The following is a 22137-nucleotide window of genomic DNA, read 5'->3' on the forward strand; positions in this document are numbered from 1 at the left end:
GCGCGGCATGACCGGCCTTCGCAGCGATATACCGCTTGCCGACTTCCGCGTGCAGGAGCGCGTGCGGGTGCGGTTCAACGAGATCGACGGGCAGAGCATCGTCTTCAACGCCAATTATCTCGTCTACGCCGATATCGGCGTGACCGAATATTTCCGCGCGCTCGGCGAAGGGCAGCCCGGGCCATATTTTCACCAATATGGTACAGATATCCGCGAGACGCATTGCGAGATCGACTATCACGCGCCGGCGCGGCTCGACGAACTGATCACCATCGCGGCGCGGGTCAGCCGTTTCGGCCGGACGAGTTTCACCCTGCATTGCGGGATTTTCCGCGGCAACGAACGGCTGACCGATATCGAGATCAGCTATGCGCATCTCGATAACGACAGCGGTCAGCCGACCCCGCTGCCCGGAAGCTTCATTGCGGAAGTCAGGCGATTCGAAACGCGGACCCCGTCGCAAGATTGATTCGGACGAGCCGGATCGACCCTCTCAACCAAAAAGGTCGAAAAAAAAGGGCCACCCGTGGGTGGCCCGTGAAAGTTTTGGGAGAGGATGCCTAAAAGGCAAGTGTGATATTGCAGTGCACAATGAATTTCGCAACTGCGAAAAGAACATCCGCAGTTGCATTTTTTGCAATCGTAACGGCGCGCGGTTGTCATTTCACGCAATTATCCCGCCCTCTCGCAAATCGGCGCGACATCGCCTAAATTGGCGTCATGGGAATGTTCAACAATATGGATGTCGGCGGCGGCGTCGCCGATTTCTGGAGCTATATCCGCGAGCCGCGCCCGCACCGCTGGGCGATATGGGGAGTCGCGGTGGCGTTGACGTGGGTCGTGTTCCACGGCGTGTCCGAATATCTGATCCCTTATGAAAAGCCCAAGCCGCAGATCATCTATTTCGAAAATTGGAAGGCGACGCGCGGGGAGGCCGAGATTCGCGCCGACTGGGTCGCGCGCGCCAAGGAAACGACGCGCCGCAACGCCGAAAAGCGCGCCGAATACCAGCGTTTCGCCGACAGCATGGGGATCGAATATGATTCGAGCGAGGCGGACAAGGTGACGCGCGAAACGCTCGGCGCGGAAGAAGCGGCGGCGGCGAAGAAAAAGCCCGCGCCGTCGCAGGCGCGCTCGACGCTGGCCGAACGCGCCGCGCGCGGGGCGCCGCCCGCTCCCGCGGATCAACCCCGGCCCTGATGCAGCGTCCGCCCGCCGACGCCGACTGGATGGCGGCCGCCATCGCGTTGTCGTTGCGCGGCCGGCCGGAGTCGGCGCCCAACCCCAATGTCGGATGCGTGCTGGTGCAGGCGGGGCGGGTCGTCGGCCGCGGCTGGACGGCGCTCGGCGGGCGCCCGCACGCCGAAGCGGTGGCGCTCGCGGCGGCGGGCGAAGCCGCGCGCGGCGCGACCGCCTATGTCAGCCTCGAACCTTGCGCCCATGCCGGCGGCCGTGGTCCGGCGTGCAGCGACCTGCTGATCGCCGCGGGCGTTGCGCGCGTGGTGATCGCGGCGCAGGACCCCGATCCGCGCACCGACGGTGCCGGAATCGCGCGGTTGCAGGACGCGGGGATCGACGTCCTGTTCAATGTCCTGCCGGCCGAGGCGCGGCGCGCGATGGCGCCATGGTGGACGCGGCGGGCCGAAGGGCGGCCGTTCGTGACGCTCAAGCTCGCGACCTCGCTCGACGGCTGTATCGCGCTTGCCGACGGGACGAGCCGCTGGATCACCGGCGACCGCGCCCGGGCACACGGCCACCTCGAACGCGCCCAGCATCAGGCGATCCTTGTCGGCCGCGGTACGTTCGAGGCCGACGCGCCGAAACTCGATGTGCGGCTGCCGGGGATCGAGCACCGTAGCCCGCAAAAATTGCTGCTGACGTCGGGAAGCGCGCCCGCAGGGTGGACCGCCGTCGCATCGCCCGAATCGGTCGAGGGCGTCGATTCACTGCTCGTCGAGGGCGGCGCAGGGGCGGCATCGGCCTTTCTCGCCGCCGACCGCGTCGACCGGCTGCTGCTTTATCGGGCGCCGGTGCTGATCGGCGGCGGCCGGCCGGCGCTCGGCGACATCGGGCTGACCGACCTTGCCGATGCCCACGGCCGTTGGCGGCTTGCCGACAGCCGCCTGCTTGGCAGCGACCGGCTCGACGTCTACGAGCGCATCAGGACAATTTGAGGACCCTATGTTCACCGGAATCATCACCGACATCGGCACCATCCGCAGCCGCGAGGATCGCGGCGACACCCGGCTCGTCATCGAAACCGCCTATGATGTGGACAGCATCGACCTTGGCGCGTCGATCGCCTGTTCGGGCGCCTGCCTGACCGTCGTCGAAAAGGGCGTCGATCAGGGCAGCAACGGACCGGCGGGCTGGTTCGCGATCGACGCGAGCGCCGAGACGCTCGCGTGCACCGCACCGGGCATGTGGGATCAGGGGCGCCGGCTCAACCTCGAGCGGGCGCTGAAGATCGGCGACGAACTCGGCGGGCATATCGTCACCGGCCATGTCGACGATATCGGCCGCATCGTGTCGGTCGAACCGATCGGCGACAGCGTCACGGTCACCGTCGCTGCCCCCGCCGCGCTGGCACCGCATATTGCCCCCAAGGGCTCGATCACCGTCGACGGCGTGTCGCTGACGGTCAACGAAGTGACCGACCAGCCGAACGGCGAGGCCCATTTCACGCTCAACATCATCCCGCACACGCAGGCGATGACGACGCTCGACGAGGCGGCGGCGGGGCGGCCGGTCAATCTGGAGATCGATATCCTCGCCCGTTATCTGGCGCGGATGCAGGCGCGGGGATGAAGGCGGGCTCGCCCGCGCCGCGCTTCATGCGTTGGCGGAATACGGTGTGGCTGGCCGCCGCCGTGCTTTTCCTGCTGAATTTCCTGCGCCATGGGATCGATCTTTTCGGCATCGCGCTTACCGCGATCATTGTTGCTCTCGGCTTTGCCGTCGAACATGTCGAAATGCAGACGCGGCGTCCGCTCAAAAACTATCTGCGTGTCGCCCTGGGATCATTCGCGCTCGCGCTCGTCCTGATCGCCATGCCGCTGCTGATGGGCGGCGGGATATGGGTCGGGCTGATCCTGTGGACCGGATTGTCGGGCGCTGCGCTGGCATGGTGCGTCCATTACGAGCGTACCGAGCCGCGCTGAGCCGACTCAGCCTTCCATCCACCCCCCCGCCAGTTCGGGATCGGCCGCGAGCATCGATCGCCGCATCGCCAGCCTTCCGATGCGGAGCAGTTCGGCCTTGCGCCGCGCCGGGGCGAGATTGCAGCTCGCGGCTTCGCGGACCACCGCGGCGCCATAGCGGTCGGCGACGATCAGCCCCGAGCTTTCGGGCCGGTAGCCCTCGGTTTCGAGGATCGCGGGGTCGAGCCCCGGCGCGAGCGCCCAGTAGAAACGGTCGCACCAGTCGCAATAGTCGGGCCATTTGCCGTCGCCGTGCAGGTCGGCGCGGCTGACCTTGATCTCGACGATCGTGATATTGCCCCTGACGTCGATCGCGGTGAGGTCGGTGCGCCGCCCGTTGGGCAGCGGCACCTCGGGGATCGCGACCAGCCCCTGCTGCGCGAACAGCCGGCATACGCCGCGCGCGACGTCCGCGGCGGTCAGCAGGTCACTCGCCATCGCTCAGAAATCCTCAGAAGGGGACGTCGTCGTCCAGATCGTCGTCGAACGGCGGACGCCCGCCGCCCGAGCCGCCACCGCCGCCCTGGTTCCAGCCGCCGCCCGAACCGCCGCCGCCGCCCGAGCTTCCGCCCGAACCGCCGCCCTGATCCCAGCCGCCCGACGAACCGCCGCCCTGCGCCCAGCTGTCGCCGCCGCGCGAACCGCCGCCACCGCCGGGCGCGCCGTCGAGCATGGTCAGCGTGCCGCCCATGCCCGCGATCACGATCTCGGTCGTATATTTGTCGTTGCCGTCGCGGTCCTGCCACTTGCGGGTGCGCAGGGAGCCTTCGATGTAAACCTTCGAACCCTTTTTCAGGTAGCGCTCGACGACGCCGACCAGCCCGTCGCCGTTGATGACGACATTATGCCATTCGGTGCGCTCTTTGCGCTCGCCGGTCATGCGATCCTTCCACTGTTCGGAGGTCGCGATGCGGATGTTGGCGATCTTGCCACCGTTCTGGAATGACTTGATTTCGGGATCGGCGCCGAGATTGCCGATCAAAATTACCTTGTTGACGCTGCCAGCCATCGCCGCTCCGCTCCGCTCAAAAGTTGGGAGGATCAGCCTAGGCCAAAGGCGACGGCTGTCCAGTAAGTGATTCCAGCAGCGGCATAGGCGAGCAGGAACAAATAGCCAACCATGAAGAGAGGCCAGCGCCACCCATTTGTCTCGCGGCGGGTGATCGCGATCGTCGAAATGCACTGCGGCGCGAAGACGAACCAGGCAAGAAACGCGAGCGCGGTGGCGAGGCTCCATTTGCCCTGCAGCCGTTCGCCGAGCGATTCGGCCATCGCCTCCTCGTCGCCGTCGGCGTCGATCGCGTTGGCGGTCGCCATCGCCGACACCGCGACCTCGCGCGCCGCCATCGCGGGGATCAGCGCGAGGGCGATGTCGTGGTTGAAGCCGATCGGCGCGACCGCGACCTCCAGCCCGCTCGCGATGCGGCCGGCGACGCTGTATTCGACCTGGCTTTCGCCTGCGGGCGCCTTGGGGAAGCTCAGGAGCAGCCACAGGATGACGGTGGTCATCGCGATGATCGTCCCGGCGCGGCGGAGGAAGATCCAGGCGCGCTGCCACAGCCCGATCGCGATGTCGCGCCACTGCGGCATCTGGTAGCGCGGCATTTCCATCATGAAGCCCGCCGCATCGCCCTTTGCCACCGTACGGCGCAGCGCAAAGGCGACGGCGAGCGCGCCGACGATGCCGGCAAGATAGAGACCGAACAGCACCAGCCCCTGCAACCCGATGCTGGTGCCGCCGACGCCGCGGTCGGGGATGAAGGCGGCGATGATCAGCGCATAGACGGGCAATCGCGCCGAGCAGGTCATCAGCGGCGCGATCAGGATCGTCGTCAGCCGGTCCTTCGCATCGGGGATCGCACGCGTCGCCATGATGCCGGGGACGGCGCAGGCAAAGCTGGAGAGCAGCGGGATGAAACCGCGTCCCGACAATCCGACCTTGGCCATCAAGCCGTCCATCAGGAAAGCGGCGCGCGTCATATAGCCCGACGCTTCGAGGAGCAGGATGAAGAGGAAGAGGATCAGGATCTGCGGCAGGAAGACGACGACCGCGCCGACGCCCGCGAGCAGCCCCTCGACGACGAGGTCGCGAAGGAAGTTTTCGGGGAGGTTGGCGACGACCCATTGCTGGAGCACGCCGACCCCGGCCTCAAGTGCGTCGGCGGGCGGGCCGGCCCAGGCATAGACCGCCTGGAACATCACGAACATCAGCGCGAGCAGGATCGCGAAGCCCGCGACCGGATGCAGCACCACCGCGTCGACGCGCTGCGTCCAGCGGTGGACCGGGGTTTCGGCAAGCGTTGCGGCGCGCGAAATGGCGCGGGCGCGCTGGTGCAGCGACTTGTCGGCGGCCGGCGCCGCGGCGGCGGCGTCGGTGCGGGGCACCTGCGTCCGCATCGCCTCGTCGAGCGCGGCGAGGAGCTCGGTCAGGCCGCGCCGCCGCACCGCGACGGTCGGGATCACAGGAACGCCGAGTTCGGCCGAGAGCCGTGCCGGGTCGAGTGTCAGCCCGTCGCGCTCGGCAAGGTCGAGCATGTTGAGCGCAACGACGTTCGGCAGGCCAAGCGCGATCAGTTCGAGCGCGAAACAGAGATGGTTGTCGAGGTTCGCGGCGTCGAGCACGACGACCAGCGCGTCGGGGCGCTGCTCGCCATGCTGGCGGCCCATGATGACGTCGCGCGTCACCGCTTCGTCGGGGCTCGCCGGGGTCAGGCTGTAGCTGCCGGGCAGGTCGATGAGCGAGATCGGGCGGCCGTCGGCGAAGCTGGCATGGCCCGCCTTTCGTTCGACCGTGACACCCGGGTAATTGGCGATTTTTTGCCGCGCGCCGGTCAGCGCGTTGAACAGGCTCGATTTGCCGGCATTGGGGTTGCCGACCAGCGCGATCGACGGGATGGCGCCGGTCATGCGCTTCGCCTTTCGTCCCCGGCGGCCGCTTCGACGGTGATCATCGCCGCCTGCCGGGCGCGAATGATGACGCGCATCCGCCCGACCGCGAGCGCGAGCGGGTCGCGCGAAAAGATGCTGCCGCGGTGCAGCGGGGTGATTTCCACACCCTCCATCAGGCCGAATTCGCGCAGGCGGCGTCCCTCGTCGGCGGACATGGCATTCCAGTCGATACGCGCGATCCGCACCGCAACGCCCAGCGGCGCCCGGTCGAGCAGATGTTCAAGTGCAGCAGTCATTGCGAGCGATTATCAATAACAATCGCTTGACGCCAGTTCTTTATCGTCGGCCGATCAGCGTCCCGGGTAGCGGAGACGGCCGACGAAGCGGGCGAGGCTGGGTCGGGCGATGCGGTTCGCGGCGCGGCGGTATTTCCAGCCCTCGAAGCGCATCACCGCGTCGATCCGCCGCGCGAGGAAGGCGCGGGTGTCGGCGAAACCGTCGCTGTCGTCGTTCAGGAACACCGCCATCGTCGAGGCGTAGACGGCGCCGAGGATCGCGCGTTTGCTGTAGTGATTATAGTCGGTCGCGGTATCGCCGGCGAGGCGCCACATCAGGTCGGCGGCGCGCCAGCCGAGCTTTGCGGCGTGCGGCGCATTGCCCGGCAGCGCGAGGAGCGCCAGCGCGCGGCGCAGCGATTCGCGATCGGGCCCCAACAGGTCGATGCGCGTTTCCACCAATGTCGTGATGCGTTCGCGAATCTTCAGCGTCGCAAGCTTTTCCGCCGGCCATTTCGCCGCCATGCGCGCGTCGATGTCGGCGAACCATGCGTCGACCATATCGCGGCCGCCGCCGGGAAAGGCGAGCCGTGCGACGTCGGCATCGACGCCGGCCCGCGCGGCAGCTCCGATGAGCGCGGTGTCGCCGAACCCGTCGAACGCGGCGTTCCCGGCGATCAGCGGCGCGAGCGCGGCGCGAATCTCGTCGAGGGTGGGATCGGCGGGCAGGATGGAAGCCATAGCCATCAGATAGGCTGCGCGGTGCGGCTCGGCAACCGGATCAATACCAGCGCGGCGCCGACCATCATCCCGCCGAACAGGTCGATCGGGCCGAGGGTTTCGCCGAAGGCCCACCAGCCCGCGAAAGCCGCGAATGCCGGCTGGACGAGCAGCGTCAGCCCGAGGACGAGCGGCGAGAAGCGCGGCAGCGACCAGATGATCAGTCCCTGCCCGATGACCTGGCTGGTCAGCGCGAGCAGGATCAGCGGCGTCCAGTTGTGCGGCACGACCGATTCGCCGAGGGCAAGCGCGACGCCGAGCAGGATCGGAGCGCTGAAGAACGAGGAGATGCCGAGGGCGGTCCACGGCGCGAGCGTGCCGCGCACGCGCTGCATCAGGATGACATAGACGGTATAGAGCACCCCGGCGAGCAGGCTGAGCAGGTCACCGACCAAATAGTCGGGCGATAGCTCGTAACTTTGCCCCATCAGCAGCGCCGAGCCCGCAAAGGCGAGCAGGATGGCGAGCGCTTGCCAGCCGCGCGGCAGGGTGCGGGTCAGGAAGATGCTCCAGAGGACGAGCAGCAGGCTCGCGCAATTGCCGAACAGCGTCGCGTTGGCGACCTTGGTCTGCAGGATGCCGAGGTGCCATGCGGCGAGATCGAGCGCGAAGAAGATGCCCGCGGCCGCCGTGACGATCACCGCACGGCGCGGCGGCAATCGGCCCTCGCTTTCGCGCCAGGCGAATAATGCCAGCAGCGGCAGGGCGAGCGACAGGCGCCAGAAGGCCGAGGCGACGGGGCCGGTGTCGGCAAGTCGCACGAGCATGGCGCCGAGCGACAGCGCGATATTGCCGAAAAGCAGCGCGGCAAAGGCCCAGCGGCTCCGCGGCGCGGCGCCCTCCGCCGTGTCGATGCCTTCGATCTTCGCTGTCATAGCGTGTCTGTCCTAATAAGATTGAGGCGTCGTGACGGAGCCGATTTTGGCCCAGGGCAAGGAGCGAGGAGGGAGCCATGCCAAAGCATAGTGACCAACGAGCAACGCAGCCCTGGGCCAAAATCGGCCCGCCGCGGAGCGGTTGCCCTGGGAAGCCCGCCGGACTTCGTCGCGTCGCTGGCAGGGGCCACCAGCCCTTGCGGCGCGTCGCTCCTTGCCGGCAAACTTCCCAGGGCAATCACGATGCCTCAATCTTATTAGGACAGACACTAGATTTTCTTTTGCTACCCACCATTGCCTTGGCGCCCGAGCGTCCATAGCTTCGGGCGCATAGCGGCAGCCCGGCGGGCCGTCGCGGGGAAAGTGACAGATGGAGGAAATATGACCGCATCGCTGTTCGATCCGATTTCGCTGGGTGCCATCGCGGCGCCGAACCGCATCATCATGGCGCCGCTGACGCGCGGGCGGGCCGGGCCGGGTTTCGTCCCCAACGAACTGGCGCGCGATTATTACCGGCAGCGCGCTTCGGCGGGGCTGATCATTTCGGAAGCGACGGGCATTTCGCAGGAAGGCCTCGGCTGGCCGAGCGCGCCCGGCCTCTGGACCGACGCGCAGGTCGAAGGCTGGAAGCCGGTGACCGAAGCGGTGCATGCTGCGGGCGGGCGCATCGTCGCGCAGCTCTGGCACATGGGGCGGCTCGTCCATTCGGTGTTCAACGACGGCAAACAGCCGGTCTCGGCCTCGGCGACGACGGGTACCGGCCGCGCGCACACGCCGGTCGGACGCCGCGACCTCGAGGAAGCGCGCCCGCTGCGCCTCGACGAGATTCCGCGGCTGATCGGCGATTATGTAAAGGCGGCCGAAAATGCGAAGCGCGCCGGTTTCGACGGGGTGCAGCTCCACGGCGCCAACGGCTATCTGATCGACCAGTTCCTGCGCGACGGGTCAAACCTGCGCGACGACGATTACGGCGGTCCGGTCGAGAATCGCATCCGCTTGCTCCGCGAAGTGACCGAGGCACTGATCGGCGTCTGGGGCAAGGGCCGCGTCGCGGTCCGCCTGTCGCCCAATGGCGAAACGCAGGGCGTCGACGACAGCGCGCCCGAAACGCTGTTCCCTGCGGCCGCCGCGGCGCTCGATGCGCTCGGCATCGCCTTCCTCGAACTGCGTGAACCCGGCCCCGATGGGACCTTCGGGCGCACCGACGTGCCGAAGCAGTCGCCGGCGATCCGGCAGGCGTTCAAGGGGCCGCTGATCCTCAACAGCGATTATGACGTGGCGCTCGCCGAGCAGGCACTGGCGAACGGCGCCGCGGATGCCATCGCCTTTGGCCGGCCGTTCATCAGCAATCCCGACCTGGTCGAGCGCATCCGCGCCGGGGCCGAATGGTCCGCCGACAATCCGCAGACCTGGTATTCGCCGGGGGCAGAAGGCTACACCGACTATCCCGCGCTGGTCGCGGCGTAAGCTGCCGGTCCTTCCCGCTGCAAACGGCGGGGAGGATTTTTCCTGCTAGTTCCTTTCGGCGATCGCCTTGTCGACAATCCCCGCGCCGATCGGGCCGAGGACGTTGCTGCCGAAGCGGAACAGCAGGAAGGCGCCGACGAAGAAGATGACCGGGGCGATAAACAACGCCACGATCGAGGCGAACAAGGCGACAAAAAACACGGTCACGAAGCCGCCGCTCAGCACCTGCTGGCCCTTGGGACCGAGTTCGATCGTGCGCGGTCCCTTCGCATCCCACCATTTGCCGGTGACGATCGTCTTGCGGCCGCCGCCTGCCGCCTGCGCCGGGCGGCTGGCCGCAGGCGCGCTCGTCGATTTCAGCGCGGGGCGGTCGTTCGGCGTGGGGTTCCACGGCCGCTTGTTGCGTTCGGCGATCGCCGCGGCCATCCGTCCCTGGCTGCTCTCGGCTGCGGCGGGGGCAGACGCCGCCGCTTTTTGCACAGGCGCCGGACGCGCGCTCAGCCCCGATTCGGCACGCGCCGCCGCGGACATGTCGGGGGTGGCGCTGGTCCGCGCGGGGCGGATCGGTTCGACCCCGAGGTTGCGGTCGTATATATCCATGCGCTCGGCGGCGCTGAGCGGGGTCTGTCCCGTCTCCCGGTCGATGACCACCAGCCGGCCGCCGCGTTCGACGACGGAGAAGCGGCTGGGAGGCGGTCTGTCAACCAATGCCGAAATGCTCCTTCAGGGCCAGCATCGCGAGCGCGGCCTTTGCCGCTTCGCCGCCCTTATCCTTGCGCGTCTTGTCGGCGCGCGCAAGCGCCTGTTCTTCATTTTCGACCGTGAGGATGCCGTTGCCGATCGCGAGGCCGTCGAGGGTCAGCGCCATGATGCCGCGCGCGCTTTCGTTCGAGACCACCTCGAAATGATAGGTTTCGCCGCGAATCACGACACCTAGGGCGACATAGGCGTCGTAGCGGCCGCTGTCGGCGGCGAGCGAGATCGCGGCCGGCACTTCCAGCGCGCCGGGGACGGTCACCGTCTCGTGGCTATGCCCTTCGGCCTCGAGCGCGCTCTTGACGCCGTCGATCAGCATGTCGTTGAGGTGGCTGTAAAAGCGGGCTTCGACGATCAATACATGCGCCATTATGCGGCCTCCCCGGGGATCGAGCGTTCGCCGACGACCGACAGGCCATAGCCTTCGAGACCGACGAGATTGTTGTGCGAGGGGGTGAGCAGCTCCATCGCATGGACGCCAAGGTCGGCGAGGATCTGGGCACCGATGCCGTAAGTGCGAAGGTCCATGCCGCCGCTTGGCGGCGGTGTCGCTTCGGCCTCGGCCGACCCGGGCAGCGGGCGCATCAGCAGGACGATGACCCCCGATCCCGCTTCGCCGATCGCGTCCATCGAGCGTTGCAGGCGGCGCTTGCGAGCGCCGGGACGGCCCATCAGGTCGTCGAGCAGCGACACCGGGTGCATGCGCACCAGCGTTGTGCCCTCGGGATCGACGGCGCCCTTCTGCAGCACCATGTTGATGCTGCCGTCGACCTTGTTGCGATAGGATTTGAGCCGCCAGTCGCCGCCATAATCCGATTCGAAGGGTTCGTCGGACACGCATTCGACCAGCCGGTCGTTGCGATGGCGATACGCGATCAGGTCGGCGATCGTGCCGATCTTGAGGCCGTGGCGCCGCGCAAAGGGGATGAGGTCGTCGAGGCGCGCCATCGACCCGTCGTCGTTCATGATCTCGCAGATCACGCCCGACGGGTTGAGCCCGGCGAGGCGCGCAATGTCGACCGACGCCTCGGTATGACCGGCGCGGACGAGCACGCCGCCGTCGCGGGCAATGAGCGGAAAGACATGACCGGGGGTGACGATATCGTCGCGCCCCTTGGCGCCGTCGATCGCCACCGACACGGTGCGGGCGCGGTCGGCGGCCGAAATGCCCGTGGTGACCCCCTCGCGCGCCTCGATCGAGGTGGTGAACGCCGTTTCGTGGCGCGTGCCGTTGGCGCGGCTCATCAGTTCGAGCCCGAGCAGGTCAACGCGCGCCCTGGTCAGCGTCAGGCAGATCAGCCCGCGGCCGTGCGTCGCCATGAAATTGACCGCATCGGGGGTCGCCATCTGCGCCGGAATGACCAGATCACCCTCATTCTCGCGATCCTCGTCGTCGACGAGGATGAACATGCGGCCGTTGCGCGCCTCGGCAATGATTTCCTCGGGGCTGGCCATCGGCGACAGGTCGCTGCCGTTCGCAAGCCAGTTTTCGAGCTTGCGCAGCGTCTCGGCGGTCGGGTTCCAGCCGGGCGAATCGAGGTCGCGCAGGCTGTTGGCGTGCAGGCCGGCGGCGCGTGCGAGACCCGAACGGGACATAGTCCCGTCGTCGACGATGCCGCGAATGCGGTCGATGAGCTGTGTAGACATGTCGGGGGTGTCTCACACTGAAATGTGATTGTCAATCAGACAATCACATTGTTCCTGTTATTTCGGCCCGAACACCGCACTATTATCACGGGGCACGCCATCGGGCTTGGCGTCGATCAGGGCGAGAAGCTGGCCAGTCCGGTCGTCGCGCTTGGCATAGTCGCGCGCCGACATGCCGGCGATATGGTCGGCCTTGTCGGCGTTGGCACCGTTTTTGACGAGCAGGCGGACCATCGCCGCATTTTTTGCCTGCACCGCCAGGATCAGCGCGGTTTCGCCGCGGCGGTTGACCTGGTCGACCGGCGCCTTGTCATCGAGCAATTCCTGCGCGCCATCGACATAGTTGAGCAGCGCCGCGTGCATCAGCGGTGTCACCCCCTGCCGGTCGGCGATCGAGGGATCGGCGCCCTTGCTGATCAGGAAACGCAGCCAGCTCGTGTCGCGGCGTTTGGTGACGATCGCCAATGCGGTCTCGCCGCGGTCGGGGTGGCGGGTGTTGACGAGCGTTGCGTCGTCCTTCAGCGCGTCGGTCGCCTTGGTGCCATCGCGGTTCTCGACCGCCTGCAGGAACGCAAAGCCGCCACGGAACTGCGCGAGCGCCGGCGACGCGGCAAACGCCCCGGCACCGATGGCCACGGCGAGCAAGGGTGCGATGAAACGGAATTTCACGCGTCGGAACATATGCGGGCGACCCCTGGCGGTGTGCGCCGCGATGCGACGCAAAGGTTGATTTTCGGCGGCTAGCCGACCAAGGCTGGCCGCATGATGAATATCGCAATTATGGGACAAAAGCTTGTCCGTTCAAGCCTGCTGCTGTTCTTTACCGCGGCGCTTGCCGGATGCGGCGGTCCCGCCGCGTCGCCGCCCGCCGCAAAGCCGCCGCTCGAAGGGGCGCGGATCGGCGGCCCGTTCACGCTGACCGACCAGAATGGCAAGACGGTCAAGGACAGCGATTTCGCCGGAAAATACCGTCTCGTCTATTTCGGCTACAGCTTTTGCCCCGACATTTGCCCGGTCGACCTGCAAAAGCTGATGCGCGGCCTGTCGCAATTCGAAAAGGCCGATGCGGCGCGCGGCGCCAAGGTCGCGCCGCTCTTCATCACCGTCGATCCGGCCCGCGATACGCCCGAAGCGCTGAAGCCCTTCGTGGCGCGCTATCACCCGCGCCTGCTCGGACTGACCGGCACGCCCGAGCAGATCGCCGCGGTCGCAAAGGCCTATGTCGTCACCTATCACAAGGTCGAGGGCTCGGCGCCCGACCGTTATCTGATGGCGCACAGCCAGCTTGCCTTTCTGATGGACCCCGACGGCAAGCCGCTGGCGCTCGTGCCGCTCGACGACCCGTCGACCGATCCCGACGAGGGCGCGCCCGACAAGGTCGCCGCCGAATTGGCGAAGTGGGTCAAGTGACCATGGCGGGGGCGACATCGCAGCGCCCCTTCTGGGAAGCGCCGCTCGCCAGCCTCGACGCCGGGCAGTGGGAGGCGCTGTGCGACGGTTGCGGCAAATGCTGCCTGCACAAGCTGGAGGATGAGGATAGCGGCCGCATCTATCCGACCAATGTCGCGTGCCGGCTGCTCGATCTCAAAACCGCGCGCTGCGGCGATTACAAGCATCGCCGCCGCCACGTCCCCGATTGCCTGACGCTGACCAAGGCCAAGGTCGACGGCATCGAATGGTTGCCGCAAACCTGCGCCTATCGCCTGCGCGCCGAAGGCGAGCCCTTGCCCGATTGGCATTATCTGGTTTGCGGCGACCGCGATGCTGTCCACCGCGCCGGCGAATCGATCGTCGGCTGGACGGTTAGCGAGGATATGGCCGGGCCGCTCGAGAATCACCTTGTCGAACGCATCGTCTGATTTCCGGGCAGAGGGCCCGCATATCCTGGTCGGCGACGAAGCCTGGCCGGTGCGGCTTGTCCATCACGCGCAGTCGCGCCGCTACCGGCTGGTGTTCGACGCGCCGCGCGGCGAGCTGCGCCTGACCCTGCCGCGCCGCGCCAACGCCGCGCGCGCGCTCAAATGGGCGAGCGAACAACAGGACTGGCTCGCCGAACAGGTCGGTAAGGCGGCGCTGCCGGTGCTTGTCGGGCCCGGTGCGGCGGTCCCCGTTTTCGGTGCCCTCCGCCGCATCGACTGGTCGGCAGCGGCGCCGCGCGCGGTGCGGCTGGACGATGAGGCGCTCACCCTCGGCGGGCCGCGCGAAACCGTCGGGCGGCGCGTCGAGCGCTGGCTGAGGGCCGAGGCGCTGGCGCTGATGGAGCGCGAAAGCCGCGCGATCGCGGCGCGCGCCGGGCTGGTGGTCGGCCGTGTCGGCGTCGGCGATCCGCGCAGCCGCTGGGGCAGTTGCACCGCGACCGGCGACCTTCGCTATAGCTGGCGGCTGGTGATGGCGCCCGCGCACGTCCGCCGCGCCACCGTCGCGCACGAAGTCGCGCATCTGCGGCACATGGACCATGGGTCCGATTTCCACGCGCTGGTCGACGAACTGCACGACGGCGATGTCGCCGCGGCGCGGGGCTGGCTGCGCCGCGAAGGGCGCGGGCTGCACCGCTACCGGTTTACGGCCTAGTTGCCGTCGGTCCGCGCCGGTTCGCGCGGGGGTGCTTTCACCACCGGGGGGACCACGACCTTTGGCTGTGCGGGCGCTTTCGTCTGCGGTGGCGCCTTGGGCGCGGCGCCGTTTTCGGGCGGCGGTCGCCGGCCCGTCTGCTCCTCGATCCACTGCTGGTTGAGCACCGGCCCGTCGTCCTGCGACGGCGCCGCCGGCGGGGCATCGCCCTGCGGCGGGCGGCTGTCATAGGGCAGTTCGATCGGCATGCCATTCTCGTCGGTCAGTCCGCCGCCGCCTTCTTCGGGGGCACCGAAATAGGCGTCATCCTCTTCCTCGAGCTGCCATTCGGGCAGCTTGACCTCGGTATCGAAGGCCTCGACGGGACGCCGCGCGACCGCGACGCGCATGAAATCGGCAAAGGCTTTGGCCGGCGCGCGGCCGCCTTGCAGCCCGCCGACGGGTTTCGCATCGTCGCGGCCCATCCAGACGCCGGTGGTGATGCCGCTCGAAAAGCCGAGGAACCAGCCGTCCTTGTTGCTCGACGTCGTGCCGGTCTTGCCCGCGACGGGGCGGCCGATCTGCGCCGCCTTGCCGGTGCCGGTCGCGACCGCGGTCTGCAGGAGGTCGGTGATGCCCGCGGCGACCCAGTTGTCGACCAGCACCTGCCCGCGCTCCGCTGGACGCTGGTAGAGCAGACGGCCGTCGGCAGTGGTGACCTTGGTGATGCCATAGGGTTGCACCGATACACCCTTGCGCGCCACCGCGGCGAAGGCGGCGGTCATGTCGATCGCGCGCACCTCGGCGCTGCCGAGCACCATCGACGGGTGGGTGTTGACCGGCGTCGTGATCCCGAAGCGGCGCGCCATATTGGCGACCGCCGAAAAGCCGACCTCGTCGCCCAGTTTGGCGGCGACGGTGTTGACCGAATAGGCGAAGGCGGTGCGCAGCGTCATCGCACCCGAAAAGCGCCCCGACGAGTTGCGCGGCGACCAGCCGTTGATCGTCACCGGTTCGTCGACCACTTCGTCGTCGACCTTATAGCCCGATTCGAGCGCCGCCATATAGACGAACAATTTCCACGCCGACCCCGGCTGGCGCAGCGCCTGCGTCGCGCGGTTGTAGTTCGAGGTGACATAGTCGGTGCCGCCGATCATCGCGCGCACCGCACCGTCGCGGTCGAGCGCGACAAGAGCGCCCTGCACGCCCTTCGGCACATTGGCCTGGATCGATGCGGTCGCCGCGCGCTGCATGCCGAGGTCGATCGTCGTATAGACGTCCAAAGCCTCGCTGCCCTCGTCGATCAGCATGTCGAGCTGCGGCAGCGCCCAGTCGGTGAAATAGCGCGCGCTGTTCTGCCCCGTTTCCGCTGCCAGCTGGACGTTGGCGGGCTCGGCGCCATCCGCCTGTGCCTGCGTGATCACCCCCGCGTCGACCATGACGTCCAGCACGACCCCCGCGCGGCCCAGCGCCGCCTGCGCGTCGGCGGTCGGCGAATAGCGCGACGGCGCCTTGACCAGCCCCGCGACCACCGCCGCCTCCGAGAGCGACATTTCGGTCGCGCTATGCCCGAAGAAGCGCCGCGAGGCGGCGTCGATGCCATAGCTGCCGCCGCCGAAATAGACCTTGTTGAGATAGAGTTCGAGCAGCTCGTCTTTCGAGAATTTCCATTCGAGCGCCAGTGCGAGGACCATTTCGCGCATCTTGCGCGTCCAGGTGTAGCTGTTCGACAGGAAGATGTTGCGTGCGAGCTGCTGGGTGATCGTCGAGGCGCCCTGCAGGCGGCGGCCGCTGCCGCGATTCTTCACCGCGACCGCCGCAGCGCGCGCCATGCCGACGGGATCGACCCCGGGATGATAGCGGAAGCGCCGGTCCTCGACCGCGACCATCGCGTCCTGCATCACCTGCGGCGTTTCGCGCAGGGTCAGCCAGCGCCCGTAATTGGGCCCGAGCGACAGAAAGACGGTGCCGTCGGCGGCATGGATGCGGATCGTCTGACCGGCGGGCGATTTCTTGAGCTCCTCGAAGCTCGGGATACGCTGCACAGCGATGCCGACGGCGACCGCCACCGCGACCGCGCCGACGAGCGCGAGCCCGAGTCCCCAGCGGAACAGGCGGCGCAACCAGACACGCCAGCGCGGCGGCTCGCCCTTCGGGGACGCGCCGCTGCCTTTGCCCGCAGATGATGATTTACCCGACGATGCCTGCTGTCGTTCGCGGCGCAAAGCGTTGTTTTCCTTCCCTCGCCGCGCCCTGTCTGCGGCCCTTGATCGTCAGCCCCCCGGCGAAGGGGTTCAGTCCTTGCCGGTGCTTGCGTCATCCTGCCCGCGGTCGGCGAAGTCAAGCGCCGCGCTGTTGATGCAATAGCGCAGCCCGGTCGGCCCGGGGCCGTCGGGGAAGACGTGGCCGAGATGGCCTTCGCACGTCGCGCAGCGCACTTCGGTGCGGACCATGCCGTGGCTGGTGTCGCTGAGTTCCCTGACCGCGGCGCCTTCGGCCGGCGCGGTATAGCTCGGCCAGCCCGAACCGCTGTCATATTTGGTGCGGCTGTCGAACAACGGCGCGCCGCAGCCGGCGCAGCGGTACATGCCGTCGCCCTTGTGGTCGGTATATTTGCCGGTGAAGGCGCGTTCGGTGCCGCCCTCGCGCAGCACATGATGCGCCATCGGGTCGAGGGTCTTTTCGGTGTTCGGGTCGGTCATGCGGAAAAGCTCCTTTTCAGGCGTCCCGATCCCGGGACCGCCATCGTTGCCGATAATATCGGACCGAAAGCGCCCGGCGGCAAGGGCAAGCCGCTCAAGCGCCCCGGATGCGCGTTGCGTGCGATACCCATTGCACGAGCCGCGGCAGCGAGGCTGCGAGCGAGATCACACCGCCGGCGAGATACGGATTTTCACTCGCGCGCCAGACGATATTCGCGAGCGCGAAGGGCCGCGCCATGCGGCTTGCCAGCCGCTGCTGGAAAGCGGGCGCGGCACCGGGACCACCGCGGCGCCATGCCGCCACCGCCGCAGCGGCGCTGGCAAAGGCAAGGCCCATGCCTTCGCCCGCAAGGCTGGGGATGACCCCCGCCTGATCGCCGAGGCGGAACAGGCCGGCTTCGCTGCTCTGCGCGCGCCAGCCATAGGGGACATGGCCGATCGCATCGACATTGTGCGTCCAGTCGGCGTGCGCCAGCCGCTCGCCGAGCGCCGGATGCGCGTCGCCGAGCGCGCGGAGCAACGCGGCGGGATCGCCTCCCGCCGCGTCGAGCCGCGATTTATGCGCGGCGAGGCAGAGATTGCCGCTGCCGTCCTCCTGCCGCACCAGCCCGGCATAGCCGCGATCGAACAGGTGAAGCTCGACCGCGTCGCCGACCAGCCGGTCGAGCGCGGGGTGCGCGGGGAGCCGCAGGCGCAGGCCGATCACCGGGTCGCGGCGTTGCCATGCGGCGGGATCGCGGGGGAATCCCCGAAAGCCATGCTTGCCCGCGGCGAGGAACAGCGACGGCGCCGCGAGGCTGGCGCCGTCGCGCGTCTGTACGGCGCCGTCACCGATCGCGGTGGCATGGATGCCGCGTTCGAGTCCGGCGCCCGCGCGCTCGGCCGCCGCCTGCAACGCGGTGTCGAGGCGGCGGCGCGAAACCCCGAGGGCGGGCGCGGGCAGCATCGTTTCGCTCCGGCGCGTGCCCGCGAACAGGCGCACCCGTGCGACCGGCTGGCCCCCGAGCGAAGCAGCGTCGATGCCGAGCCCCTCCAGCCGCGCGAGCGACTGCCAGCTCAGGAAGCCGCCGCACAGCGCATCGCCGGTCTCGCGCGATCGTTCGAGCAGCAGCGGCTTCGCGCCCGCGCGCGCCAATCCGATCGCCGCCGCCGACCCCGCGGGCCCGGCGCCGATCACGATCGCCTCGTTCACCGGATACGCTCGACGCAGAGCCGGTAGGGAAAGCTGCGGAAGATCCGGCACGCGCCGGCGCTTTCGGGCAGCGCCGCCGCGAGCATCGCCTGCCATTCGGCGCGGCGGAAGCTGCGCCCGACCGACAATTGCCCGTCACGCCGCACGATCGGGTCGGCGAGCGCCAGCACTGCGAGCAGCGGAAAGCCCATGAAGGGCAGGCGCTGGCGGTGGAGGTCGTTGACCAGCCAGCCGCGCGCGCTTTCGGCCTCCATGAACCGCAAGAACCCGGTGCGCTGGCCGGAGGTCATGTGATGGGTGACGAGGCTCGAGAGGATGATATCCCACCCCTGCCCCGCCAGATCGCGATAATCGCCGGTGATCAGCCGCGCGCGCCCGCCGAGCCGCGCCTCGGCGACGGGGGCGCTTTTCGGATTGAGGTCGACCCCGGCAAGCTCGAGCGCGACGCCGCGCCTGTCGCCCCAGCGCGCGATGCGGGCGAGCATGTCGCCGGCACCGAAGCCGACGTCGAGGATGCGCCATGGCCGGGCGCCGGTCCCGCGCGTCCGGACCCGCTCCAGAAAGCCCAGCGTCGGGCGCGGCGCCATGGTCAGCGCGTTGACGCGCGACAGGTCGGCAAGAACCCTGGCGTAGCGTTCGGGCGGCAGTTCGACCGCATCCATTTCCTCCTCGCGCTCGATCGGCGCGCCAAGGCTGGCGAACGGGTTCATTCGGCGTCCGTGTTCCCCGGCGAAAGCCGGGGTCCATCGTCGGTTGCTGCTGGGCCCCGGCTTTCGCCGGGGAACATATCGGGTCCCATGCTCTCGAAGCGGATCGCTTCGGCGGCGAGGCCGGGGCCGAAGGCGATCGCAATCCCCTGCCCCGTCGCGCCGCGCGCCATCATGTCGGCAAGGACGAAGAGGATCGTCGCCGACGACATATTGCCGAAGCGCGACAGCACCGAGCGGCTGTCGGTGAGTGCTTCGGGACGAACCGCCAGCGCATGTTCGACCGCGTCGAGCACCGAACGGCCGCCGGCATGCACCGCGAGCAGCGGCGGCGGACCAGCGTCGCCGAACAGCAGTTGCTGCGCGCCGGGGGCGGCGAGCGCTTCGCGCAGCCGTCCGGGTACCTCGCCCGACAGCACCATCTCGAAGCCCTTGTCGCCGATGTCCCAGCGGATGAGCTCCTCGCTGTCGGTCAGCGCAAGGCTGGCCCCCTCGCCGAGGGCAATCCCGCCCGGCGCGGCCGATACGATCCCCGCCGCGGCGCCGTCGCTGAATTGCAGCATCGCGAGCAGGGGTTCGGGCTGGTCGGCGAGGCTGAGGTGGAGCGTCGACAGTTCGACGCTGACGACGAGCACGACCGCCTGTGGATCGGATCGCACGATATGGCGCGCGGTGCGCAGCGCGGTGATCCCGGCGTAACAGCCCATGAAGCCGATCAGCACGCGCTCGACGGTGGCGGACAGGCCAAGCCGCCGCGCGAGGATCTGGTCGATCCCCGGCGCGACGAAGCCGGTACAGCTCGCGGTGACGAGATGGGTGATGCGCCCCGGATCGAAGGCGTCGCCCAGCGCGCCGACCGCCTGCATCGCAAGGTCGGGCGCGTGCTGCGCATAGGCCGCCATGCGCGCCGAGGTCGGCGGCAGGCCTGGCACGTCGTAAAAGCCGCCGGGCGCGACCGGCGAGCCGCCGGCCGGGGTCGGCGGCAGCACCGACCAGCGATGCTCGATCCCCGACCGCGCCGCCATGCGCGCGAAGAGGGCGCGCAGGCGCGTATCGGCGAGGCGCGGCGTCGCCCAGTCGATGAACGGCCGGTGGATGTCGTGATCCGGGACAGCGGTGGCGAGGGCGTTCAGCCGGACGGGCGGCGGGGAGCTGTTCATCGCGCGGGTGTGACCCAAAAGCAGGGGGCTGGCCAGCGAATTGGCGCCGCGCCGGCTTTACGCAGGCTTAACCATGAAATGATAGGCGCAGTTCTGTGAAAATGCGCCTTTTCCTTTGCCTGGCCCTGTTCGCCCTGCCGTCCGCAGCGACGGCGCAGTGCCTGCTCTGCGCCCCGGACGGGGCGAAGGGCGCGGCATCGACTCGCCAGGCCGAAACGCCGCTGCGCATCGATGTCGAAACCCAGCTCGACATGGGCCGCGTCGCGGTCGGGGCGACGGGAGGCACGGTCGAGGTCGATCCGGTGTCTGGCGCGCGCCGCCTCAGCGGCGATGTCGTCGACCTTGGCGGTTTTGCGCTGACCGGCACCGTCACGGTGCGCGGCGCGCCGGGGGCAGAAGTGCGCGTCATCCTGCCCGCGACGATCGAGCTCGAAGGGGGCAATGGCCGCCGCGCGCGCGTCACCGGCCTTGCCACCGACCTTGCGGCGGCGCCGCGGCTCGGTCCCGACGGGCGCCTGCAATTCCGTTTCGGCGGCCGGCTGCAGATCGCCGCGCTCGACGACGGCGATTATCGCGGGCGGATTCCGGTAACGGTCGAATATCAATAGCGCGCCAGCGGGGCGTTGACTCGGCGCCATGCTTTCGCCGATATGGCCGCAACGGGCCGACGCGGACGCCCGTTCAGACGGTGCCCGTCCAAGTCCGCTCCATCCCGCCGCATCTGCGGCGCACGGAGCGTTTATGGCCACCGATCAGTTTCCCGAATCTCGTCCATCGCAGCTTGGCCTCGCGGCGCTGTTCCTGAAATTCCTCCGCTTCGGCGCTCTCGCTTTCGGCGGGCCGGTCGCGCAGATCGCGATGATCCGGCAGGCGCTGGTCGAGGAGGAGCGCTGGATCGCTCCGGCGCGCTTCAACCGCCTGCTCGCAGTGCTGCAAGTTCTGCCCGGACCCGAAGCGCATGAACTGTGCGTGCATCTGGGCATGGTGGCGCGGGGCCGGATCGGCGGTTTGTTAGCGGGACTGGGCTTCATGCTGCCCGGCCTCGTGCTGATGCTGCTGGCGGGGTGGCTCTATACGACATGGGTCGCGGGCCACGCGGGGCTATCGGGCGTGCTGCTGGGGGTGCAGATCGCCGTGCTGGCGATCATTCTGCGCGCCGTTGTGCGGATCGGTCAGCATATTGTCGAGGACTGGCTGCTCGCAGCGATCGCAGCCGCCTGCCTGCTCGCGACGCTGGCGGGCGTACCGTTCTGGATCCCGCTCGTCGCCGGCGGGCTGGTCTATGCCGGCTCGCATCGGCCGATGCTGGCGGCGATAACCCTGGCTGCGGCGGTCGCGGTCGCCTTTGCCGCGCGCCTGCTCGCGATGCCCGGGGCGGACGCCGCGATCGCAACGGGAGCGCCGGTGACGCTCGCGGCGCTGTTCGTCGCGGGTCTGAAGGGCGGGCTGCTGACCTTCGGCGGCGCCTATACGGCGATTCCCTATGTTCGCGCCGACACGGTGGGGCGCGGCTGGATTGGCGATGCGACCTTTCTCGACGGGATCGCGCTGGCCGGCGTGCTGCCGGCGCCGCTCGTCATCTTCGCCACCTTCGTCGGTTATGTCGCCGGCGGGGTCGGCGGCGCGCTCGCGATCACCGCGGGGATGTTCCTGCCCGCCTTCGCCTTTTCGCTGATCCTGTTCGAGCGGCTGGAGGCGGTGGTCGAAAATCCGGCGCTCCACCGGATATTGGCGGGCGTCGCGGCGGCGGTCGTCGGGATCATCGCCGCGACCTTCTTCCAGCTCGGCGCGGCGACCGGCGCACGCGTCCCCGACACGCTCCTTGCCGTGGTGCTCTTCGCTCTGGCGCTGGCCGTCGTCTGGCAGTTGAAGGGGGCGTGGGTCACCCCGGTGGTCGTCGCGGGCGGGGCCGTTGCCGGCTGGCTGCTCCTGTAACG

General features: G+C 68.5%; 26 protein-coding genes. 11 read left to right on the forward strand and 15 right to left on the reverse strand.

Features of this window, described 5'->3' with window-relative positions; all coding sequences use genetic code 11:
• The first annotated feature begins 7 nt into the window (after positions 1–7).
• The 5 genes from V6U71_RS20455 (at position 8) to V6U71_RS20475 (ending at position 3161) form a co-directional block, all read left to right on the forward strand.
• Positions 8–469: an acyl-CoA thioesterase gene (locus V6U71_RS20455; RefSeq protein ID WP_411340127.1), complete on the forward strand. Its 462-nt coding sequence runs from the start codon at positions 8–10 to the stop codon at positions 467–469.
• Between the two features lie 251 nt (positions 470–720).
• Positions 721–1200 (forward strand): hypothetical protein, encoded by a 480-nt coding sequence (locus tag V6U71_RS20460; protein WP_411340128.1) that lies wholly within the window; start codon positions 721–723, stop codon positions 1198–1200.
• Positions 1201–1229: 29 nt separating this feature from the next.
• Entirely contained in the window at positions 1230–2174 is a 945-nt protein-coding gene (gene ribD / locus V6U71_RS20465) for a bifunctional diaminohydroxyphosphoribosylaminopyrimidine deaminase/5-amino-6-(5-phosphoribosylamino)uracil reductase RibD (protein ID WP_411342383.1), read from the forward strand.
• Between the two features lie 7 nt (positions 2175–2181).
• Positions 2182–2808 carry a riboflavin synthase gene (locus V6U71_RS20470; RefSeq protein ID WP_411340129.1) on the forward strand — a complete coding sequence of 209 codons (627 nt, stop codon included), beginning with the start codon at positions 2182–2184 and terminating at the stop codon, positions 2806–2808.
• Positions 2805–3161 carry a hypothetical protein gene (locus tag V6U71_RS20475; RefSeq protein WP_411340130.1) on the forward strand — a complete coding sequence of 119 codons (357 nt, stop codon included), beginning with the start codon at positions 2805–2807 and terminating at the stop codon, positions 3159–3161. Before V6U71_RS20470 ends, V6U71_RS20475 begins: the two co-directional genes overlap by 4 nt.
• Before the next feature lie 6 nt (positions 3162–3167).
• On the opposite strand, the gene V6U71_RS20480 is transcribed toward V6U71_RS20475, so the two are convergent.
• Genes V6U71_RS20480 through V6U71_RS20505 form a run of 6 tightly spaced genes read right to left on the reverse strand, consistent with a single transcriptional unit; the run spans position 3168 to position 8019 of the window.
• Positions 3168–3638, reverse strand: a complete 471-nt coding sequence (locus V6U71_RS20480) for an MmcB family DNA repair protein (protein ID WP_411340131.1) — start codon at positions 3636–3638, stop codon at positions 3168–3170.
• A 13-nt stretch (positions 3639–3651) separates the two neighbouring features.
• The gene (ssb, locus tag V6U71_RS20485; protein ID WP_411340132.1) at positions 3652–4209 is read right to left on the reverse strand and encodes a single-stranded DNA-binding protein; all 558 of its coding nucleotides are present in this window, start codon (positions 4207–4209) and stop codon (positions 3652–3654) included.
• 32 nt (positions 4210–4241) lie between these two features.
• Positions 4242–6107, reverse strand: coding sequence for a ferrous iron transporter B (gene feoB / locus V6U71_RS20490; RefSeq protein WP_411340133.1), 1866 nt, complete (start codon positions 6105–6107; stop codon positions 4242–4244).
• Positions 6104–6385, reverse strand: a complete 282-nt coding sequence (locus tag V6U71_RS20495) for a FeoA family protein (RefSeq protein WP_082396114.1) — start codon at positions 6383–6385, stop codon at positions 6104–6106. The genes feoB and V6U71_RS20495 overlap by 4 nt, the downstream gene beginning before the upstream one ends.
• 54 nt (positions 6386–6439) lie before the next feature.
• Complete coding sequence (locus V6U71_RS20500; protein ID WP_411340134.1) at positions 6440–7105, reverse strand: COQ9 family protein; 666 nt, start codon at positions 7103–7105, stop codon at positions 6440–6442.
• A 5-nt stretch (positions 7106–7110) separates the two neighbouring features.
• Positions 7111–8019 (reverse strand): DMT family transporter, encoded by a 909-nt coding sequence (locus V6U71_RS20505; protein WP_411340135.1) that lies wholly within the window; start codon positions 8017–8019, stop codon positions 7111–7113.
• A gap of 381 nt (positions 8020–8400) precedes the next feature.
• On the opposite strand from V6U71_RS20505, the gene V6U71_RS20510 reads away from it, so the two are divergent.
• Positions 8401–9486, forward strand: coding sequence for an alkene reductase (locus tag V6U71_RS20510; RefSeq protein WP_411340136.1), 1086 nt, complete (start codon positions 8401–8403; stop codon positions 9484–9486).
• A gap of 45 nt (positions 9487–9531) precedes the next feature.
• Here the strand turns inward: V6U71_RS20510 and V6U71_RS20515 are convergent, their stop codons facing one another.
• Genes V6U71_RS20515 through V6U71_RS20530 form a run of 4 tightly spaced genes read right to left on the reverse strand, consistent with a single transcriptional unit; the run spans position 9532 to position 12570 of the window.
• Positions 9532–10194, reverse strand: a complete 663-nt coding sequence (locus tag V6U71_RS20515) for a hypothetical protein (protein ID WP_411340137.1) — start codon at positions 10192–10194, stop codon at positions 9532–9534.
• The gene (gene ribH, locus V6U71_RS20520; RefSeq protein ID WP_411340138.1) at positions 10187–10612 is read right to left on the reverse strand and encodes a 6,7-dimethyl-8-ribityllumazine synthase; all 426 of its coding nucleotides are present in this window, start codon (positions 10610–10612) and stop codon (positions 10187–10189) included. Before ribH ends, V6U71_RS20515 begins: the two co-directional genes overlap by 8 nt.
• On the reverse strand, positions 10612–11889 hold the full coding sequence (gene ribB / locus V6U71_RS20525; protein WP_411340139.1) for a 3,4-dihydroxy-2-butanone-4-phosphate synthase: 1278 nt from the start codon (positions 11887–11889) through the stop codon (positions 10612–10614). Before ribB ends, ribH begins: the two co-directional genes overlap by 1 nt.
• Positions 11890–11946: 57 nt before the next feature.
• Complete coding sequence (locus V6U71_RS20530) at positions 11947–12570, reverse strand: ankyrin repeat domain-containing protein (protein ID WP_411340140.1); 624 nt, start codon at positions 12568–12570, stop codon at positions 11947–11949.
• Between the two features lie 81 nt (positions 12571–12651).
• Here V6U71_RS20530 and V6U71_RS20535 point away from each other — a divergent pair, with 81 nt between their 5' ends.
• The 3 genes from V6U71_RS20535 to V6U71_RS20545 are packed head-to-tail and all read left to right on the forward strand — an operon-like array spanning position 12652 to position 14460.
• Entirely contained in the window at positions 12652–13299 is a 648-nt protein-coding gene (locus V6U71_RS20535) for an SCO family protein (protein ID WP_054589746.1), read from the forward strand.
• A gap of 2 nt (positions 13300–13301) precedes the next feature.
• On the forward strand, positions 13302–13748 hold the full coding sequence (locus V6U71_RS20540) for a YcgN family cysteine cluster protein (RefSeq protein ID WP_411340141.1): 447 nt from the start codon (positions 13302–13304) through the stop codon (positions 13746–13748).
• Positions 13729–14460 (forward strand): M48 family metallopeptidase, encoded by a 732-nt coding sequence (locus V6U71_RS20545; RefSeq protein ID WP_411340142.1) that lies wholly within the window; start codon positions 13729–13731, stop codon positions 14458–14460. Before V6U71_RS20540 ends, V6U71_RS20545 begins: the two co-directional genes overlap by 20 nt.
• Here V6U71_RS20545 and V6U71_RS20550 read toward each other — a convergent pair.
• The 5 genes from V6U71_RS20550 to V6U71_RS20570 form a co-directional block, all read right to left on the reverse strand.
• A complete protein-coding gene (locus V6U71_RS20550; RefSeq protein ID WP_411340143.1) occupies positions 14457–16664 on the reverse strand; it encodes a transglycosylase domain-containing protein in 2208 nt (735 codons plus the stop codon). The two genes, V6U71_RS20545 and V6U71_RS20550, sit on opposite strands and share 4 nt — an antisense overlap.
• Before the next feature lie 69 nt (positions 16665–16733).
• Positions 16734–17141, reverse strand: a complete 408-nt coding sequence (gene msrB / locus V6U71_RS20555; protein WP_054732219.1) for a peptide-methionine (R)-S-oxide reductase MsrB — start codon at positions 17139–17141, stop codon at positions 16734–16736.
• A gap of 94 nt (positions 17142–17235) precedes the next feature.
• On the reverse strand, positions 17236–18333 hold the full coding sequence (locus tag V6U71_RS20560) for an NAD(P)/FAD-dependent oxidoreductase (protein ID WP_411340144.1): 1098 nt from the start codon (positions 18331–18333) through the stop codon (positions 17236–17238).
• Positions 18330–19043, reverse strand: coding sequence for a methyltransferase domain-containing protein (locus tag V6U71_RS20565; RefSeq protein WP_411340145.1), 714 nt, complete (start codon positions 19041–19043; stop codon positions 18330–18332). The genes V6U71_RS20560 and V6U71_RS20565 overlap by 4 nt, the downstream gene beginning before the upstream one ends.
• Positions 19040–20200, reverse strand: a complete 1161-nt coding sequence (locus tag V6U71_RS20570) for a type III polyketide synthase (protein WP_411340146.1) — start codon at positions 20198–20200, stop codon at positions 19040–19042. Before V6U71_RS20570 ends, V6U71_RS20565 begins: the two co-directional genes overlap by 4 nt.
• Positions 20201–20301: 101 nt before the next feature.
• Here V6U71_RS20570 and V6U71_RS20575 point away from each other — a divergent pair, with 101 nt between their 5' ends.
• Together V6U71_RS20575 and chrA are read left to right on the forward strand one after the other, a co-directional pair.
• A complete protein-coding gene (locus tag V6U71_RS20575; RefSeq protein WP_411342384.1) occupies positions 20302–20808 on the forward strand; it encodes a DUF4402 domain-containing protein in 507 nt (168 codons plus the stop codon).
• 133 nt (positions 20809–20941) lie between these two features.
• Complete coding sequence (gene chrA / locus V6U71_RS20580; protein WP_411340147.1) at positions 20942–22135, forward strand: chromate efflux transporter; 1194 nt, start codon at positions 20942–20944, stop codon at positions 22133–22135.
• The last annotated feature ends 2 nt before the right edge of the window (positions 22136–22137 follow it).

The sequence above is a fragment of the Sphingopyxis sp. J-6 genome, assembly GCF_046603995.1.
In the GTDB taxonomy this organism is placed as follows: domain Bacteria; phylum Pseudomonadota; class Alphaproteobacteria; order Sphingomonadales; family Sphingomonadaceae; genus Sphingopyxis.

Excerpts from the sequence above, each read along its gene's own strand:
- V6U71_RS20455 (WP_411340127.1), top strand. The coding sequence starts at position 8 with ATGACCGGCCTTCGCAGCGATATACCGCTTGCCGACTTCCGCGTGCAG.
- V6U71_RS20460 (WP_411340128.1), top strand. The coding sequence starts at position 721 with ATGGGAATGTTCAACAATATGGATGTCGGCGGCGGCGTCGCCGATTTC.
- ribD (WP_411342383.1), top strand. The coding sequence starts at position 1,230 with ATGGCGGCCGCCATCGCGTTGTCGTTGCGCGGCCGGCCGGAGTCGGCG.
- V6U71_RS20470 (WP_411340129.1), top strand. The coding sequence starts at position 2,182 with ATGTTCACCGGAATCATCACCGACATCGGCACCATCCGCAGCCGCGAG.
- V6U71_RS20475 (WP_411340130.1), top strand. The coding sequence starts at position 2,805 with ATGAAGGCGGGCTCGCCCGCGCCGCGCTTCATGCGTTGGCGGAATACG.
- V6U71_RS20480 (WP_411340131.1), bottom strand. The coding sequence starts at position 3,638 with ATGGCGAGTGACCTGCTGACCGCCGCGGACGTCGCGCGCGGCGTATGC.
- ssb (WP_411340132.1), bottom strand. The coding sequence starts at position 4,209 with ATGGCTGGCAGCGTCAACAAGGTAATTTTGATCGGCAATCTCGGCGCC.
- feoB (WP_411340133.1), bottom strand. The coding sequence starts at position 6,107 with ATGACCGGCGCCATCCCGTCGATCGCGCTGGTCGGCAACCCCAATGCC.
- V6U71_RS20495 (WP_082396114.1), bottom strand. The coding sequence starts at position 6,385 with ATGACTGCTGCACTTGAACATCTGCTCGACCGGGCGCCGCTGGGCGTT.
- V6U71_RS20500 (WP_411340134.1), bottom strand. The coding sequence starts at position 7,105 with ATGGCTTCCATCCTGCCCGCCGATCCCACCCTCGACGAGATTCGCGCC.
- V6U71_RS20505 (WP_411340135.1), bottom strand. The coding sequence starts at position 8,019 with ATGACAGCGAAGATCGAAGGCATCGACACGGCGGAGGGCGCCGCGCCG.
- V6U71_RS20510 (WP_411340136.1), top strand. The coding sequence starts at position 8,401 with ATGACCGCATCGCTGTTCGATCCGATTTCGCTGGGTGCCATCGCGGCG.
- ribH (WP_411340138.1), bottom strand. The coding sequence starts at position 10,612 with ATGGCGCATGTATTGATCGTCGAAGCCCGCTTTTACAGCCACCTCAAC.
- ribB (WP_411340139.1), bottom strand. The coding sequence starts at position 11,889 with ATGTCTACACAGCTCATCGACCGCATTCGCGGCATCGTCGACGACGGG.
- V6U71_RS20530 (WP_411340140.1), bottom strand. The coding sequence starts at position 12,570 with ATGTTCCGACGCGTGAAATTCCGTTTCATCGCACCCTTGCTCGCCGTG.
- V6U71_RS20535 (WP_054589746.1), top strand. The coding sequence starts at position 12,652 with ATGATGAATATCGCAATTATGGGACAAAAGCTTGTCCGTTCAAGCCTG.
- V6U71_RS20540 (WP_411340141.1), top strand. The coding sequence starts at position 13,302 with ATGGCGGGGGCGACATCGCAGCGCCCCTTCTGGGAAGCGCCGCTCGCC.
- msrB (WP_054732219.1), bottom strand. The coding sequence starts at position 17,141 with ATGACCGACCCGAACACCGAAAAGACCCTCGACCCGATGGCGCATCAT.
- V6U71_RS20565 (WP_411340145.1), bottom strand. The coding sequence starts at position 19,043 with ATGAACCCGTTCGCCAGCCTTGGCGCGCCGATCGAGCGCGAGGAGGAA.
- V6U71_RS20570 (WP_411340146.1), bottom strand. The coding sequence starts at position 20,200 with ATGAACAGCTCCCCGCCGCCCGTCCGGCTGAACGCCCTCGCCACCGCT.
- V6U71_RS20575 (WP_411342384.1), top strand. The coding sequence starts at position 20,302 with ATGCGCCTTTTCCTTTGCCTGGCCCTGTTCGCCCTGCCGTCCGCAGCG.
- chrA (WP_411340147.1), top strand. The coding sequence starts at position 20,942 with ATGGCCACCGATCAGTTTCCCGAATCTCGTCCATCGCAGCTTGGCCTC.